This window comes from Nocardia sp. PLKS1-43, assembly GCF_059510335.1.
This window is the reverse complement of record NZ_JCAJZQ010000004.1, coordinates 764704-780665: the sequence shown is the minus strand read 5'-3', so window position 1 is coordinate 780665 and position 15962 is coordinate 764704. Positions and strand designations below refer to the sequence as shown.

General features: G+C 68.4%; 13 protein-coding genes. 4 read left to right on the top strand and 9 right to left on the bottom strand.

The annotated features are described in order from the left end of the window. Positions 1–71: 71 nt before the first annotated feature. Positions 72–740: a TetR/AcrR family transcriptional regulator gene (locus tag AC5WS7_RS19340; protein WP_495955886.1), complete on the bottom strand. Its 669-nt coding sequence runs from the start codon at positions 738–740 to the stop codon at positions 72–74. Between the two features lie 135 nt (positions 741–875). On the opposite strand from AC5WS7_RS19340, the gene AC5WS7_RS19335 reads away from it, so the two are divergent. Then, complete coding sequence (locus AC5WS7_RS19335; RefSeq protein WP_495955885.1) at positions 876–2069, top strand: cytochrome P450; 1194 nt, start codon at positions 876–878, stop codon at positions 2067–2069. Positions 2070–2439: 370 nt separating this feature from the next. Here AC5WS7_RS19335 and mhpA read toward each other — a convergent pair whose 3' ends face one another. The 5 genes from mhpA to AC5WS7_RS19310 are packed head-to-tail and all read right to left on the bottom strand — an operon-like array spanning position 2440 to position 8330. Beyond that, positions 2440–3999, bottom strand: a complete 1560-nt coding sequence (gene mhpA, locus AC5WS7_RS19330) for a bifunctional 3-(3-hydroxy-phenyl)propionate/3-hydroxycinnamic acid hydroxylase MhpA (protein ID WP_495955884.1) — start codon at positions 3997–3999, stop codon at positions 2440–2442. After that, entirely contained in the window at positions 3996–4352 is a 357-nt protein-coding gene (locus AC5WS7_RS19325) for a DoxX family protein (protein ID WP_495955883.1), read from the bottom strand. Before AC5WS7_RS19325 ends, mhpA begins: the two co-directional genes overlap by 4 nt. Beyond that, positions 4349–6265, bottom strand: coding sequence for an acyl-CoA synthetase (locus AC5WS7_RS19320; RefSeq protein ID WP_495955882.1), 1917 nt, complete (start codon positions 6263–6265; stop codon positions 4349–4351). The genes AC5WS7_RS19325 and AC5WS7_RS19320 overlap by 4 nt, the downstream gene beginning before the upstream one ends. Beyond that, positions 6262–7200 (bottom strand): fumarylacetoacetate hydrolase family protein, encoded by a 939-nt coding sequence (locus AC5WS7_RS19315; protein ID WP_495955881.1) that lies wholly within the window; start codon positions 7198–7200, stop codon positions 6262–6264. Before AC5WS7_RS19315 ends, AC5WS7_RS19320 begins: the two co-directional genes overlap by 4 nt. Further along, positions 7197–8330, bottom strand: coding sequence for a VOC family protein (locus AC5WS7_RS19310; protein ID WP_495955880.1), 1134 nt, complete (start codon positions 8328–8330; stop codon positions 7197–7199). Before AC5WS7_RS19310 ends, AC5WS7_RS19315 begins: the two co-directional genes overlap by 4 nt. A gap of 139 nt (positions 8331–8469) precedes the next feature. Here AC5WS7_RS19310 and AC5WS7_RS19305 point away from each other — a divergent pair, with 139 nt between their 5' ends. From AC5WS7_RS19305 to AC5WS7_RS19295, 3 genes are all read left to right on the top strand, one after another. After that, on the top strand, positions 8470–9120 hold the full coding sequence (locus AC5WS7_RS19305) for a TetR/AcrR family transcriptional regulator (protein WP_495955879.1): 651 nt from the start codon (positions 8470–8472) through the stop codon (positions 9118–9120). Positions 9121–9287: 167 nt separating this feature from the next. Next, the gene (locus AC5WS7_RS19300; protein WP_495955878.1) at positions 9288–9467 is read left to right on the top strand and encodes a hypothetical protein; all 180 of its coding nucleotides are present in this window, start codon (positions 9288–9290) and stop codon (positions 9465–9467) included. A 276-nt stretch (positions 9468–9743) separates the two neighbouring features. After that, entirely contained in the window at positions 9744–13061 is a 3318-nt protein-coding gene (locus AC5WS7_RS19295) for a protein kinase domain-containing protein (RefSeq protein ID WP_495955877.1), read from the top strand. A gap of 4 nt (positions 13062–13065) precedes the next feature. Here the strand turns inward: AC5WS7_RS19295 and AC5WS7_RS19290 are convergent, their stop codons facing one another. From AC5WS7_RS19290 to AC5WS7_RS19280, 3 genes are all read right to left on the bottom strand, one after another. Continuing rightward, complete coding sequence (locus AC5WS7_RS19290; RefSeq protein WP_495955876.1) at positions 13066–13818, bottom strand: GAF domain-containing protein; 753 nt, start codon at positions 13816–13818, stop codon at positions 13066–13068. 46 nt (positions 13819–13864) lie between these two features. After that, positions 13865–14569, bottom strand: coding sequence for a GAF and ANTAR domain-containing protein (locus AC5WS7_RS19285; RefSeq protein ID WP_495955875.1), 705 nt, complete (start codon positions 14567–14569; stop codon positions 13865–13867). Between the two features lie 372 nt (positions 14570–14941). Continuing rightward, on the bottom strand, positions 14942–15937 hold the full coding sequence (locus AC5WS7_RS19280; RefSeq protein ID WP_495955874.1) for an ABC transporter substrate-binding protein: 996 nt from the start codon (positions 15935–15937) through the stop codon (positions 14942–14944). Positions 15938–15962 lie beyond the last annotated feature (25 nt).

Here is a 15962-nt window from a genome sequence, read left to right as displayed (position 1 = left end):
AGTTTTCGGAGGTGAAACTCCCTTAGCTGACGATATCGTCACCTAAGAAGATTGCGTCAGTCAAGAGCGGCTCACTTCTGCTCGCCGAGAGCGTCACGCATGACCTCGACCGCCATGGTCACATCGAGGGTGGGATCGAGCTTCGCGGCGGCGCGCATCGCGGCCAGGGCCAGCTCGAGCATGCAGTCGACCATCGATTCCACCTCGAACGGCTCACCGTTGCGCAGCCAGTAGACGGTGGCCTGGTCGAGCGCTCCGATGCTCGACCGCATCATCATCTGCACGGCGGCGTTGCCGGGGTCGAGTCCGACCGCCGGAGCCCACAGCTCGATGACCCGCCAGCGCCCCGCTTCGAATGCGTCCCAGGTCTCCTGGTCCGCGGCCTGTCCGCCCAGTACCAGACGCAGCGCGAACCCGCGGTGCGCGGCGAGATAACGCAAGTGAGCAGCCAATCCGGCACGAATCCGGCTCGGGAGGGGAAGGGCGGAATCCGAAGCTTGCACATCGACGATGGTGTCGGCCGCCTCGCGCATGGCTTCCAGATAGATGCCGCGCTTGTTGCCGAAGTGATGGAAGACCAGCCCGTGGGCGACCCCGGCCGTCTTGGCGATATCGGCGACGGCGACGTCCTCGTAGTTCTGCTCGGAGAACAGCTCGACCGCGACGTCGAGGAGACGTCGACGGGTTTCGGCTGCCCGCTCCGCGCGGGTCGCACCTCCCTTCGCTGCCGTTGCGGCCATCGGAACCCCTTCCTTCGACGGTCCATCTACTCCGATACTGCTGCCCCTCCACCACCGCTCACAGGTCGCCCGCGTTCTCGGGCGAAGCCTTACCTGCGACGCCGGACGAGAGCCTCCGGTGTCCGAGGAGTTTCGATGCGTAACCGCGTTGCCACCCCGACCTATCGGCTCAACCTGTATTCGCGGGCGGCCATCCTCGACCCGTACCCGCACTACGCGCGATTGCGGGACCTGGGTCCGGTGGTGTGGTTGGCCAAGCAGCGCGTCTACGCGTTGCCTCGGTATGCCGAATGCAAAGCCGCGTTGCGGGATGAGGACACCTTCATCTCGGGCGCAGGTGTCGCACTCAGCCCGGTGACCAACCGCCTCTCGCGCGGGACCACGCTCAACAGCGATGGCGAAGACCACCGCCGTCGCCGGAAACTGCTGGCGCAGCACATGACACCCAAGGCGCTGCGCACGATGCGCGACGCAATCGACCGGCAGGCAGTCGCCGCGGTCGAAACGGCCATGGCGAGCGGTCCGGTCGACGGTGTCGAACTGGCCGCCGCCTTGCCGATGTCGGTCGTCCCGGATCTGATCGGATGGCCGGCCGACGGCCGCGAACATCTTCTGCGCTGGGCCGCAGCGACATTCGACGCACTGGGCCCCCTCAACGGCCGGACGCTGCGCGCGTCCCCCGCGAGCATCGAGATGATGCGCTACACCCGCCGACTCGCCCGTGACGGGGACTTGCGGCCCGACAGCCTGGGAGCGGAGGTTCTTCAGGCGGCCGAAGAGGGCACGTTGTCCCGTGCGGAACGCCCGGCCCTGCTGATCGATTACCTCGCGCCCTCTTTGGACACCACGATCAGTGCGATCTCGAGTGCCCTGCATCTGTTCGCGACCCACCCCGAGCAGTGGCAGCTGCTGCGCTCGGATCCGGGTCTGATCCCCAACGCGGTGAACGAGGTGGTTCGCCACCAGTCTCCGCTACGCGCGTTCTCCCGCAAAGTCATTCGTGAGACAGAGCTGGGGGGCACCATGATCCCGGCCGACGCCAGGGTGGTGGTGATCTACGCCTCCGCCAACCGCGACCCGCGCGAGTGGGAAGACCCCGACACCTTCGATATCCGCCGCGATGCCTCCCCGCAGCTCGGGCGGCCATCGGTTCTTGCCCGGTGGCCGCCCTGCGGGAAGCGATGTGACGCCCGCACCCACGGCCGTCGCGATCCTCGCAGTGGTGGTTCTGGTGGCCGTGGCCGGCACGGCCGCCGCCGAGATCTACTACCGGCACCGGGTCGACCGCGGACATCGACAACGCCCGCTTCGGCCCGGCCATCAATATGAGCCTGCATGCGCGCCTGAACGACATCCACCTGGCAGACAGCAACCGACCCGCGAATACCGGCACCACGAGCGCCGAGGCGATCTTGAAGCGACCAGGCGATCGTGCAGACGCTGCAGGGCTTGGCATCCGAGTGTCGTTGGTCTTGCCGCCGGTGCCGGCGGCGAACGCCATCGCTCCGATCAGCAGGACGACCCGGACCGCCGGCATCCACCGGCGGCAGACGGGCCACGAACCGGCCCAGAGCGAACAAATGACGAGACACGCGATTCCCCCTACTCCGACCTCAGCAAGGGGTCCAGCGGTAGCGATCACGCATAATTCCGCTAGCTTGATACGACTCTGACGGCATCGTTATGAGCGCAATTGGCATCAGTCAGTGGTTTTCGGGGTTGCCGAGCCGGTATGCGCCGGGCGGGCGCTCGGGGTGAAACTCGGCAGCGACGAACACAGCTTCGACAGCGTTCTCCCGCAGGTCTGAACGGTGCCGTCGGGGCGGACGAGCACGGCGCCCGCGCGTCCGCCGCGTAGCCAGCGGTGCAGCGCGGTGCCCGGCATGGCACGCAGCACCACACCGCCGCGCTGTTCGACGATCGCCGCCTCCGCCGATGATGGGGCGGATGTGGTGATGACGGCGTAGCGCCCGGCGATGAGGTCGTCGACCCGCTGCCCGTCGGCCATCCGTTCGTTCGGGACCAGCCGTCCGGCCAGACCTCGCCGCAGCGACGGCGTGACCACCAGCGCGGAGCGGTGCAACGGCGGTGACTCTCCGCTGAGGAGGGTCCGGGTCAGTCCGGGCAGCCGGTGCAGTCGCGGGGCGAGCAGGCCGCGCAGTCGATTGCCCAGTTCGCCGCCCGCGGTCATGGTCAGGCCGGTGAGCTTGGCCAGCCGGATCATCATGTGCGCGTGCGGTTTCCGCTCGGCTTCGTAGGTTTCGAGCACCGATTCCGGCAGTTCGCCGCGCAGCACCCCGGCCAGCTTCCAGCCGAGGTTGGCGGCATCGCGCACGCCCGCGCCCATGCCCTGCCCGATGAACGGCGGGGTGAGGTGGGCGGCGTCGCCGAGCAGGAATACCCGCCCGGCGCGCCACCGGTCGGCCAGTTGCGCGCGGAAGGTGTACTCCGCCACCCGGACCAGCTCCAAGCCCTCGCGGTCGGCGCCGGCCAGCCATGGGGCCAGCAGCGGCCACAGTCGAGCGAGATCACGGTAGTCGTCGGCGGTTTCGCCGGGCCGCAGACGGAACTCCCACCGATGGCGGGTGGTTCCGACGCGCATGTAGGTCGCGGCTCGACGCGGGTCGCACACCTGATGCACGCCGCCCCAGTGCCCAGGATCGACCGTGGTCGCGATGTCCACGACCAGCCAGCGCTGCTCGAACCGCAAGTCCCGCATGCGCGCGCCGATCGCGGTGCGCACCAAGCTGTTCGCGCCGTCGCAACCCAGCACGTAGCGGGCGCGCACCGACTCGGTCCCGCCGGTCGAACGGTCGTCGAAAGCCACTCGGACACAGTCCTTCTCGACTGTCAGCCCGGTGACTTCCACACCGCCGCGCAGCGTGACGGCCGGATGCAGCGCCAGATTGGCGCGCAACAGCGCCTCCAGCTCCGGCTGGTCGAACAGATTGGCTTCGGGGAATCCGTTGCGCCCCCCGGCCGGATCGCGGTCGAACTGCGCCAGCACCCGATGCCGCGGATCCACCAGCCGCAGCCCCAGGGCCGGCCGGGTGATCGCGTCGAATCCCGCGCCGATACCGAGACGCTCCACGATCCGCCGGATCTCACCGTCGAGATGGACCGCACGCGGCTGCGGATAGACGCCCTCCCACCGCTCGAGCACCAGCGATTCGATCCCGTACTGGGCGAGCAGCGTGGCCGCGGTGAGCCCGGATGGGCCCGCCCCGACGATCAGCACCGGAACCGTCGGCGAAGTCATCGGGACCCACCGGTCACCGTGGCCACGTAGGCCGCCGCGATCAGAGCCGTACCGGTCGCGGGCGCGATTTCGGTTGTGCCGTCACCGTTTCGGAGATGACTGGCGACCGCGCCGGTCATCAGCAGCACCAGCCCGGCCCCGGCCGACCGGCCGATCGCGGGACGAACCAGCCCCGCGAGCACGCCACTGGCCGCGAGGATCTCGACCGCGCCGATGCCCCGATAAGCGGTGGTGGAGTATCCGAGATGCGCCGCACGCTCGCGCATCGACGCGACCGCCGCGACCTTGGCCGTCCCGAGGGAGAGGGATTCGGCCGCCAGCAGGCCCCCGAGTGCCTTCGTCACGGGTCTCATTGCCGCACCTGGATTTTCGCGTCGATCGCATAGCGGCCCAGGATCGCTTCGACCCCGTCACGGTCGGTATCGGAGTCCACCTCGACGGTGGCGGCGATCGCGCCGTCCTCGACCGCGGCGGTGACACCGGAGACGCTGGAGATCGCGGCCAGCGCGTCCAGGAGTTCACGGCGGGTGGCATCCGCGCGCAGCCCGAGCTTGTACGGCTTGCCGACATCGGTGACCGGCAGCGCATCCAGGACGGTGACCGTCCTGGGCGCGGCGGCACGCTCGTGCACCCGCTCGGCCGCCCACGCCACCAGTTCGTCCTCGGTGACCTCGGCGCCCGGCGCGAGCGCGACATACGCGACGGGCACCTCTCCGGCGTGCACGTCCGGTCGCCCGACAGCCCCGGCCGCGGTGACCTGCGGATGGCTCAACAGGGCGTCCTCGATGCTCGCGGGATCGAGGTTGTGGCCGCCGCGGATGATGAGATCCTTCGCGCGACCGTGCAGGTGGATGAAACCGTCGGCGTCGATATGGGCCAGATCGCCGGTACTGAGCCAGCCGTCGACCACGGTGCCCAGGTCGTCGAGGCGGTGGCCGTGTTCGTCGTGGCCGGTGACGTATCCGGCGAAAACCGTGGGGCCGCTGATGGTCAGCACACCAATTTCGCCAGGGGGCAGCGCCTGCCAGACCCCGTCTTCGGCCGTGCGGACGACCGCGACCTGCTGATAGGGCATCCGCTGCCCGACCGCGCCCGGCCGGGGAACATCCGGGAAGCTGCGGGCGGTCGCGCACGTGCCCTCGGTGAGACCATACCCTTCCACCAGGGCGACCCCGGTGTGCTCCTGGAAGCCCTCGCGCACCGCGAGCGGCAGCGGCGAGGCACCGACCATCGCATAACGCAGGCTCGAGATGTCGGTGCCGATCGGGCACTGCGCCAGCACCGCGTACACCGTCGGCACCGCGCTCATCGCGGCAATCCGATAGTGCGCCACGATATTCCAGAACTCCGCATACAGCGCGAAGTCGCGGTATCCGAGCGGACCGGCCCACACCACCGGCTGACCGCGCAACAGCGGCGCGAGCAGGGTGACGACCAACGCGTTGACGTGGAACAGCGGCAGCGCCGCGAAGATCACCGACTCGTCCTCGAGCAGCGAGTTGGCGGCGATCATCCACGCATTGGCGACCTCGCCGGAATGGCGGTGCGCCGCCAGCTTCGGCACACCGGTCGTGCCGCCGGTGTGGAACAGCGCCGCCAGATCCGACGCCGTCGGCGGATGTCCGCGAAAACGGGTCGAATCGTGTTCGGCGGCAAGGGTACCGAGGTAACCGACCCGGACACCACCGATGCCGGGCAGGGCCGGCGGTGGCTCCGGGGCCGCCGTCGGACGCAACACCAGCAGGGCATCCAGCAGACCGCGCGCCGCGAGTTCGCTTGCGGCGGTCCAGGTGTCGGGCGCGAGTTCGGGACCGGCGGCGATCAACACCCGCGCGCCCGAGCGGCGCAGCAGCTCCGCGACGTGCTCGGGCGACAGGCCGCCATTGATCGGTGCGGCGATACCCGCCAGCTGCGCGGCCAGAGTCGCCGGGATCAGCTCCGCGCAGTTGGGCGCGATCAACGCCACCGCATCGGTGCGGCGCACACCCAACCCATACAGCAGGTTCGCATACCTGTGCACGTCGGCCAGCAGCCCGGAGTAGCTGCGCCGCAACGGCTCTCGCCACCGCGCCGCCTCCGGCAGCACGGTGATCGCGGTGCGCTCCGGCCACCACGCCGCCGCACGCGTGAGCAGCGCGTAGGTCGATTCGGGCAGACCACGCGCCGCGAGCGGCACCGCCTCGATGGCGGCCAGGTCCTCCGGACCGGTGTACCGGGGCCAGAGCATGTCCCCGGTCGAGGTCTCGAGGGTCGAGTTGTCGGTCATCGGGCGTACCTCACGACCGTGCGCTGGCGGCCCAGGTCCACAGCGCCGTCGTCGGTGCCGATCGCGGCCTCGACCACGTCCCCATCCTTCAGATACCTCGGATTCTTGGCCTGGCCCTGGAAGAACAGCTTCCACTTCAACTTCGGCGGCAACAGCGAGCCGATGATCTCCACAACCTTGTGCGGGGCGCTGATCGCGGTGCCGACCGGAGTACCGGTGAGCAGCAGGTCCCCGGCGTCCATCCGCTGGAATCGGGCCAGCGCCGCCAGCGTCTCCACCGGCCGGTAGATCATGTCCGCGACCGTCATGTCCTGGCGCACTTGACCGTTGACCCACAGCCGCAGCCGCAGATCGCCGAACCGCTTCAGCTCCTCGGCGTCCAGCAGCACCAGCGCCGGGCCGACTGGAGTGAAGGTCGGATACGACTTCGCCTCGTAGAACTGGGTTTTCGGCAACTGCACATCGCGAGCGGAGACATCGTTCGTGACGACCAGGCCCGCGATGTAGTCCGCGAGGTTCTCCGCCGTCACCTCCGACCCGACCGGCATCTCACCGCCGAAGACCAATCCGATCTCCACTTCGTAGTCCAGCAGGCTCACATGCGCGGGCCGGATGACGTCGTCGTAGGGTCCGCTGATCGATCCGGATGCCTTGCGGAAGAACGTCAGCGGCACCGTCTCCGGGTCCATCCCCGAATCCTTCACATGCGAAGCGAAATTCGTCATCTGCGCCACCACCCGGCATGGTGCGGTCACCGGGGAGAGCAACGAAAGGCTCTCCACCGCAACGACTTCCGAGCTTGCTGCCGCACTCGCGATCGCGGTGCGATCGGCCAGCAGTTCCCGGGTGGTCGTCGCCGCGGTATCGATGCGGGCCGCGCCCGCGGGGGTCTGCACCCACCAGGCGTCGGCGGTGCGCAGGACGGATGTGCTCATGAGTTGGCCACTTTCAACAGGCCGCGCAGGCGGCGGAGATCGAATTCGTTGTCTTCACGCAAGGCCCCGGCGATCGCACGCAACTCGCGCAGCGATTCGGCGCCGGGCCCGAGGCCGAGGAAGTCCTTGGTCACGGGCGGGCCCCACTGCGCCAGACCTGACGCGCTCATCGGCGCCCAGCCCGGCTCGAGGGTGCAGTCGAACATGTCCCCGTCACTGAAGTGCTCGACCATGAACCCGTCGGGATCACGCCAGTAATCGAAGATCTGACTGCCCTGAACATGACGGCCGATCCCCCACGATCGGCGATAACCCTGTTCACGCAGATACTCACCACCGGCCGCCAGCGCGTCCAGGTCGGCGACCTGATACGCGGAGTGCACATACCGGTTCGACGGCCCGAGCGTCAGCGCCAGCGTGTGATGATCGGCCGGCACCGAACCCCGGTCGCAGCGGATGAAACTCATCACCGGACCGCGCTCACGCTGGCCCGGGTAGTAAAGGAAATCGCTGACGATCAGGCCCAGATTCCGCAAATACCAGTCGAGGGTCTCACGGTATTTCCTGGTCTGAACCACGACATGCCCTAGCCGCCGCACACGTGCCGGTACCCGCGGCGGTCGCTGCGTGGCATTGACCCGGACCACCTCGTGCCCGAAGTTGAACAGGTGAGGCCGTTGCGCCGGCAGCGCCTCGAGTTCGTGGGTCTCGGCGACCACCCGCACCCGCAGGCGGCTCGGATCCTCGAGATCGACGGTCAGTCCGCCCACCGGCTCCGGCAGCGGCACGGCTCGTGTGCCTGTCGCCGCGGCGAGCCGCAGCAGATCGGCGGAATCCGCGGCCTGAAAGGCCGGACCGACGAAACGCGAGCGACCCCCACGCCGGATGAGCACACAGGGCGCGCCCGGATCGGTCCCGCGCAGCTGCACCTCGCCGGCCGTCCGCAGCGCGGTGGAGAAGCCGAAGGCGTGAGCGAAAGCCTCCGCGCGGTCCAGGTCGGGCTTCTCGAACTCCAGCCAAGCCAGATCCAGCACCTTGATCACAGGATTGCTCGCCCGGCCCGGATGCTCACCCGCGTGTGCCCCCTGCTCGCTGTGCAGGCCGCTGTGTACATCGTGATGGCCGCTCATCGACCACTCCCTTCCAATTACTGAAGATATCGTCACTTACGAGCAAGGCGTCAGTCAAGAGTTATCTGACGATTCCGTCAATATTGACTCGATCAGCTACGATGATGGGTCTGCCCAGCAGTAGAGGTGAGGTGCATCGATGACCGCGCACAACGGGTCCGAACCCAACCGCCTGGAACGCCGCAAGGCTCGCACGCGTGCCGCACTGGTCGGCGCGGCGCAATCACTGCTGGCCGAGGGCAAGATCAACGTGCCGATCCACGAGATCACCCAGGCCGCCGACGTCGGCATGGGATCGTTCTACAACCATTTCCAGAGCCGCGAGGAGCTGTTCCAGGCTGCCGTCGAGGAGGCGCTCGACCGGCACGGTGCACTGCTCGACCTGCTGTGCGACGACGTCGAAGACCCGGCTCAGGTCTTCGCGCAGAGTTTCCGCCTCGCCGGCCGCCTGCACCGCCGGCATCCCACCCTCAGCAAGGTCCTGCTCAACGACGGCTTCAGCCTGGCCAACTCGGACCGCGGGCTCGCACCCCGCGCGCGCCGCGACATCGAGGCCGCGGCCGAAGCCGGGCGCTTCACCATCCATGACCCAGAACTGTCGATGACCATCGTCGCCGGCGCGGCCCTGTGCCTCGGACGCCTCCTGCACGACCACCCCGAACGCGACGACGCCGAGGCCGCAGACCGAGTGGCCGAGGACCTGCTCCGCATGTTCGGCCTCTCCCCCGAGGAAGCCCACGAGATCTGCCGACGCCCGCTCCCTCCTCTGGACCCGCCACCCGCCAACTGACCCGCAGCAGGCCCGCATCGAGCGACGAATCGCGGTGTGGAAATTTGTCGTCCTCGGGATCCGCACCCCGTTTCACCACACAGCCATTGACATACGCCTGCCAGGTGTCGGGGCGAGTATCGACCGTTACCTTCCCCACTCGGTCCTGACCTCGTAGTTCGAATACAGTGCGATCGCCTGCGCCACGTGCGGCGTCATGCCACGACACCAACCGCGACAGCCTGAAGCACATCCCCGCCCCAGCCGAATTGGCCGGAACCGCACTGTTTCTCGCCACCGACGACGCCGCGCACATGACCGGTGCCTACTTCAACGCCGACGGCGGATTCAACATGCTCGGCGCCTGACGCCGCACCGCGCACCGCCGCGATCGGCGCGCCGACGAGGGGTGCGGCCGGTCCCTATCCGGGCCGGCGCACCCTCGTTCGGGATTCATCCCAGCGCTCGTCTCCGGCACATCGGCTGCTCGCGGCCGGACAGTGCCGGCGCACTCCGCCCGGCACGCAATCGCCGTCACGAGACCTGGTGGGTGGATCCGGGTGACGCCGCACCCGCGAACGACGCCGACGGCCGCCACGTCGACCAGGGGATATCCTTGATGTGTCACGAAGCAGGACCGGCATATGGGCGATATCGACCCGTTGAAGACACAGCACACCGCGATCGGCGAGGTCACGGCGGAGTTGGCGGATGCCGGATTCAGCGGCGCCGAGGAGATCGGGCACGGCGGATTCGGCGTGGTGTTCCGGTGCGCCCAGGTAGACCTGGATCGAGTCGTGGCGATCAAGGTGCTGACCGCCGACCTGGACGAGGAGAACCGGGAGCGGTTCGTCCGGGAGCAGCGAGCGATGGGCCGGCTGACCGGGCATCCGAATATCGTGGGGGTGCTGCAGGTGGGTACCACCGTGTCCGGGTTGCCCTATCTGGTGATGCCCTTCTATCCGCAGGATTCCCTCGAGGTGCGGATCCGCCGTCACGGCCCCCTGCCGGTCGAGGAGACACTGCGCCTGGGGGTGAAGCTGGCCGGGGCGCTCGAGACCGGACATCAGCTCGGCATCCTGCACCGCGACATCAAGCCCGGCAATATTCTGCTGTCCGAATACGGTGAGCCGGCGCTGACCGATTTCGGGATCGCGCGCATACCCGGCGGATTCCACACCACCGCCGGCACGATCACCGGTTCGCCGGCGTTCACCGCGCCGGAGGTTCTGGCCGGCGAGCCGCCCTCTCCGGCGGCCGACGTGTACGGACTCGGTGCGACACTGTTCGCGGCGCTGACCGGGCATGCCGCATTCGAACGGCACCGCGGCGAACAGGTCGTGGCCCAATTCCTGCGCATCACCAGCCAGCCGGTGCCGAGTCTGCGCGAGCAGGGCATCGACGCCGATCTCGCGGCGGTGATCGAACGGGCGATGGCCCGCGACCCCGCGCAGCGGCCCTCCCCCAAGGCACTGGGTGAGCAGTTGCAGCGGCTACAGGCCGACCGCGGCCGACCGGTAGACGATATGGCGGTGCGGTCCGAGGCGGTCGCGGCACCGCCGGAGTCCGGCTCCGTTCCACCGGTGCCGCTGATCAGTGGCCGCGCGCCGGTACGGCGGCGGTTCGGTTCCCCGGTCGGCGCCGAAGCGCCGCTGCCCGTGGAGTTGACGAGTTTCATCGGCCGGCGCACCGATCTGACCGAGGCCAAGCGTCTGCTGGCGAATTACCGGCTGGTGACGCTGACCGGCATCGGCGGCGTGGGCAAGACGCGCCTGGCGTTGCGGGTGGCCGTCGGCGCGCGCAAGGAGTTCGCCGACGGATTGTGGCTGGTCGAACTCGCGGAGTTGCAGGACGGCGCGCTGCTGCCGGGCGTGATCGCCGCGGCCGTGGGGCTGCGCCCCCAGGCACAGCCGGTGCTGGACGTGCTGGTCGAATACCTCGCGTCGCGCCGCGCACTGCTGGTGCTGGACAACTGCGAGCAGATCATCGACGCGACGGCGAAGGTCGTGGAGACTCTGCTGCGGGCATGTCCGAAACTGCGGGTCCTTGCCACCAGCCGGGAGCCGTTGAACATCGGCGGCGAAGCGGTGCTGCAGGTGCGGCCGCTGTCGGTTCCCGCGCCGGATCGGCGGCTGTCGCTGCGAGGGACGCGCCGGTGCGAGGCGGTCGAACTGTTCGTCGAACGGGCCACCGCCGCGGTGCCCGAATTCACGCTCACCGAGGACAACGTCGCCGCCGTGGCCGAGATCTGCCAGCGCCTCGACGGCCTGCCGCTGGCGATCGAGTTGGCCGCGGCCCGGCTGCGCACGCTGGCGCCCGAGCAGATTCTGGCACGGCTCACCGACCGGTATGGCCTGCTGACCCGCGGTAGCCGAAACGCGCCCAGCCGCCAGCAGACGCTGCGGTGGTGCATCGACTGGAGTTATTCCCTGTGCACCCCGGCCGAACAGCAAGTGTGGGTACGGCTTTCGGTATTCGCCGGCAGTTTCGAACTCGACGCCGCGGAACAGGTGTGCTCGTGCGGCCTCGCGGCCGAGAATCTGTTCGACGTATTGGCCGCCCTGGTCGACAAGTCGGTCGTGATCCGGGAGACGTCCGATTCGGTCGTGCGGTTCCGGATGCTCGAGACGGTCCGCGAGTATGGGCGCGACAAGATCCACGAGGCCGGCGAATACCCGGAAGTGCTTCGCCGCCACCGGGATTGGTACCGCGCGTTCGCCGAGCGCGCCGAAGCCGGTTGGTTCGGCCCGCGGCAGCGCGACTGGATCGCCCGCATCGAACGCGAACAGCCGAACATCCGGGAAGCGTTGAACTCGTGTCTGCGGGCAACCGACCTGGAACCCGACGCCGCGTTGTCGCTCGCGGCGACCATCCAGCTGTTCTGGTTCTCCCGGGGCCAGCTCGGCGAGGCCCGGTATTGGCTCGACCACGCTCTCGCCCTCGAGCCCGCCACCGCGACGGTGGCACGCGCCAGAGCGCTGTGGCGCGCCTGTCTGGTGACCGAATCTCAGGACGATCTCGCGGATGGCTCTTCGATAGCACGGCAAGCACGGGATCTGCTCGCGAGCAGCGACCACCCGGTCGTGCGGGCGTTCGCGAATCTCGCCCTGAGCCTGCACTCGGTCAGCATCGGCGACTCGCCCAGCGCGCACGCCCCCTTGCGGGCCGCGCTCGCGGTCTTCACCGAGCAGGACGACGTCTACGGGCGAATCTGGTGCCTGCTGGGGCTCGGCTGGGTACACGTGTTGCGGAACGACTGCGCTCAGGCCCTGGCGTGCTACGAGGAAGCCCTGGAGGTCATCGAATCCTACGGCGGTTCAGTACATTTGGTGTACGCCCTGTGGGGAGCGGCCGTCGCCGCCTGGTGCCAGGGCGATCGCGACCGAGCCCTGGCCCTGCTACGCAAACAGCTGCAGCAGGCCAGGGAGCAGCAGAATCTGCACATGGGCGCGATAGCGCTGGAGACACTGGCGTGGGTCGTGGGCACCCACGGCAGTGCGCGCCGCACCGCCGTACTGCTGGGCGCGGCGCACGCGCTGGCCCGGGAGATCGGCGCCTCCCCGGTGCTGTTCCCGGAAACGGCAGTCCACCACGAAGACTGTGCGCGATCGGCCCGTCGCACCCTGGGCGCGCAAGCATTCGAGGCCGCGTACCGCAAGGGGATGTCACTGGATCTGCTCTCCGCGACCGGCTACGCCCTGGACGAGCGGCCGCAGGCCGTGTCTCCCGGTGCAGCCGCGGAGCTGACCAAACGGGAGCGGGAGGTCGCCGATCTCGTCGCCGAAGGCCTGACCAACAAGGCCGTCGCCACCCGCCTGCACATCTCCCAACGCACCGCCGCCGGACACGTCGAACACATCCTGACCAAACTCGGATTCACCTCACGCGCCCAGATCGCCGCGTGGATCACCGAGCAGGGCGATCCCGGCAGAGTTGACAGCGCGGCGATTGTCATCCGATGAACGGCTACGACGTCCGCTGCGGTTGCGATTGCGGCGGGTCGATTCGGGACCAGTCGAAGCTGCCGGTGGTGATGGCCTGGGCCAGTGCGGTCAACGACGTGCCGTACATATTGGCATGCCGGTGCAGGACCAGCACGGCGTCGGCGAGGTCGGTGTTCAATCGCCCGGCGACCATGCCCAGGGCGTGCTCGTAGCGGACTCGGTCGTCCAGTTCGGTGAGGGTTCGCTGGGCGAGCAGGTCGTACCGTGCGTCGTCGCTCTCCTGGCACAGCGACAGCGTCGTCAGATCGGCCAGGGTTTGGGCCAGCGCTCGATGGCCGGGTGTCAGGCCCGCGGGTTCGCGGTAGAACAGCGCCAGGCTGCCCACCGCACGCTCGCCCAGCACCATCGGCATCGCGTAGATGGCGTGATATCCGGCGGCGACGGCCTCGGCGGTCAAGTCGGGCCAGCGCCCGTCGTGTTCGATGTCGTCGCCGGCGACCACGTCCTGTTCGGCGGCGCTGTCGTACCAGGGACCGTGGTGGCCGTGCGTCTCCAGCAGGCGGATGAGGGCGGGCCGGTCGCCCGCGGTGGAGAGCACACGCATGCCGCCGCGCGGATCCAGGACCATGATCGCCGACGTTTCGGCATCCAGCGCCTGAGTGCACGCCTCTATCGTCAGCGGAAGAAGGCTCGCGGGATCCGCGTCCCGGACCAGGTTCGCCGTCATCCGCGACAACAGATCTACCAGCTGCTGCTGCACAACCAACCCTTCCACAGTTCGCAATCTTTACGATCTCGCACCGGATTCACGCCGTCAACGATCATTCCGCGGCCCCGTCCACGTCCAAGTGCCGGTTCAGCACATCGCGGGCGATATCCACGAGCGGTTGTTCCGCGGCGAAGGCCGCCGCGCGAAGCCGGACGAATGCCTCATCGATCGGGATACCCAGCTGACCGGCAATCATCCCGGTTGCGACGTTGACATCGCGATAACGGGTCGTGAAGGACGGTACTTCCATCCCGTCGTCGCCGACCAGGTCCTCGACCAGGGTGTAGCTGATCAGACTCGCCAGCAGTACCACGCTGGTACTCGTCTTGGGCGGCAGCGGACCGGATTCCCGCCGGGCCAGCTCCAGGACGCCGATCCGGATTCCGCCGACCTGCAGCGGGAAGGAGAAGATCGCGCAGGCCCCCAACAGGGCGGCCTCGCGCACGAACACGGGCCACTGGTCCGCTTCGGGAGTCAGATCCGGTACCAGGACCGGCCGGCCGGTGGCGAAGGCGGTGAACCCGGGGCCTTCCCCGACCACCAACTGCATGTCCTGCAACCGTTCGGCGAACACGTCGCTGACGCCGATCGGCGCGGCGGTGCCGCCGGGGGTGTGCATCGTCAGAGCAGCGCAATCGACACCGACCAGACTGGACGTACAAGCCACACAGACCTGACGACCCCAATCCGGTTCGCCGCGCGGCCTGCGGATCGCGGTCAGCACGGTCCGAATCCGACCCCCCAATCCCTCGTCCACAGGTCCCTTCCTGGTTCAAGCACTGCGGGATGTGCGCTGACGCGTTGAGACCCAGGTGCGGTCACCCAGCGTTCGGCGGGTATTACTACGAGCGTAGCCGTAACCGCACGCCCGACGGCACCCGCTGCTGCGTTCGGCCGTTGTTCGCGGGAACACAGCGCCATTTTCCGCTGCCCGGCGACGGTGCGGCCCCCGGACAGGGCCCGACAAGGCGGAACCGAGCGTGCGCGCCGGCGCCTCGGCGAACGACGGCATTTGCATCGAATCTCGCTGTGTCTCAACAGGAATCATCAATCAGGAGGCGCCTGCACCAGCCAGCCGAAGGATTCGGCACGAGGTGATCACCGGGCCGAACCATGCCGTTTCCGGGCGTCAGGTGTTCGATAATTCACCGGCGAACAGCTCGTCGACGGCGCGCGGAACCGGGGAAATTCCCTGCTCGCGGGAGTAGCGCACGAAGGTTTCCAGGGCCTTGCGATTGGCGTCGATTCCGTAGGGGAACCAGTCGTCCGGGAAGAGCCGCCGGTTCTCCTCGAAGAGCTGGAACATCCACGGCACCATCGTGGTGACCTGGAAGAGCCGGCGCATCTCGCGATACCGGTCGGCGGCGATGTCCTTGGCCGAGCAGAAGCCCCGGTAAAGGCGTTGGGCCACATCGGGATTGCCTTGAAAGAGGGAACGCCGCGCGACGACCGTGTGCATGATCGGGAAGATGCCGGTGCGGCGGTACCAATCGCGCTCGCGAATCTCGTGATCGGGAAACAGCGGCGCGATGTTCGGTGAACCGGCGAGGTAGGGCGAGGGTGCGTTCGAGGCGAACAACGCCTCGATCTCACCGCGGTCGAGCATGTCGGCGAGCGTTCGGTCCGGTGGCGCGAACCCGACTTCGACATCGTCCGGGTGCGGGTGGGTGGTGAAATCGAATCCGTTGGGCAGCGGCCTTTCCAGCCCGCCGACGAGCCAGCGGTTGCGCTCCGGCGCGAACCCGTGCTCCTCGCCGAGAATGCCCTTCGCCCAAATGCCCGAATCCTGGCCGTACATGCCGAACTCGCCGATCGTGCGGCCGACGAGATCGGCCGGGCCGGTGATTCCCTTGGACGTGTTGACGAAAATCGAGGAGTGCCGGAACGCCCGGGCCGGGAACACCGGAATGGCGACGAGGTCGGCGCCGGCGTCCAGCGCGCGCAGGTAGTGAGTGAGGCCGAATTCCGCGACGTCGAATCGGCCGGAGGCCAGACCCGCGAAGATCTCGGGAATGGCGGGGCTGTGCAGGGTGATGTCGAGGCCGTCGAAGGTGATCGATCCGTCGAACAGGGCTCGGGTGTGGTCGTAGCGGGTGATCGCGATATCGAGATGCGGCGTGGGCACAGCGGGGTCCTTGGTTCGGTGATCG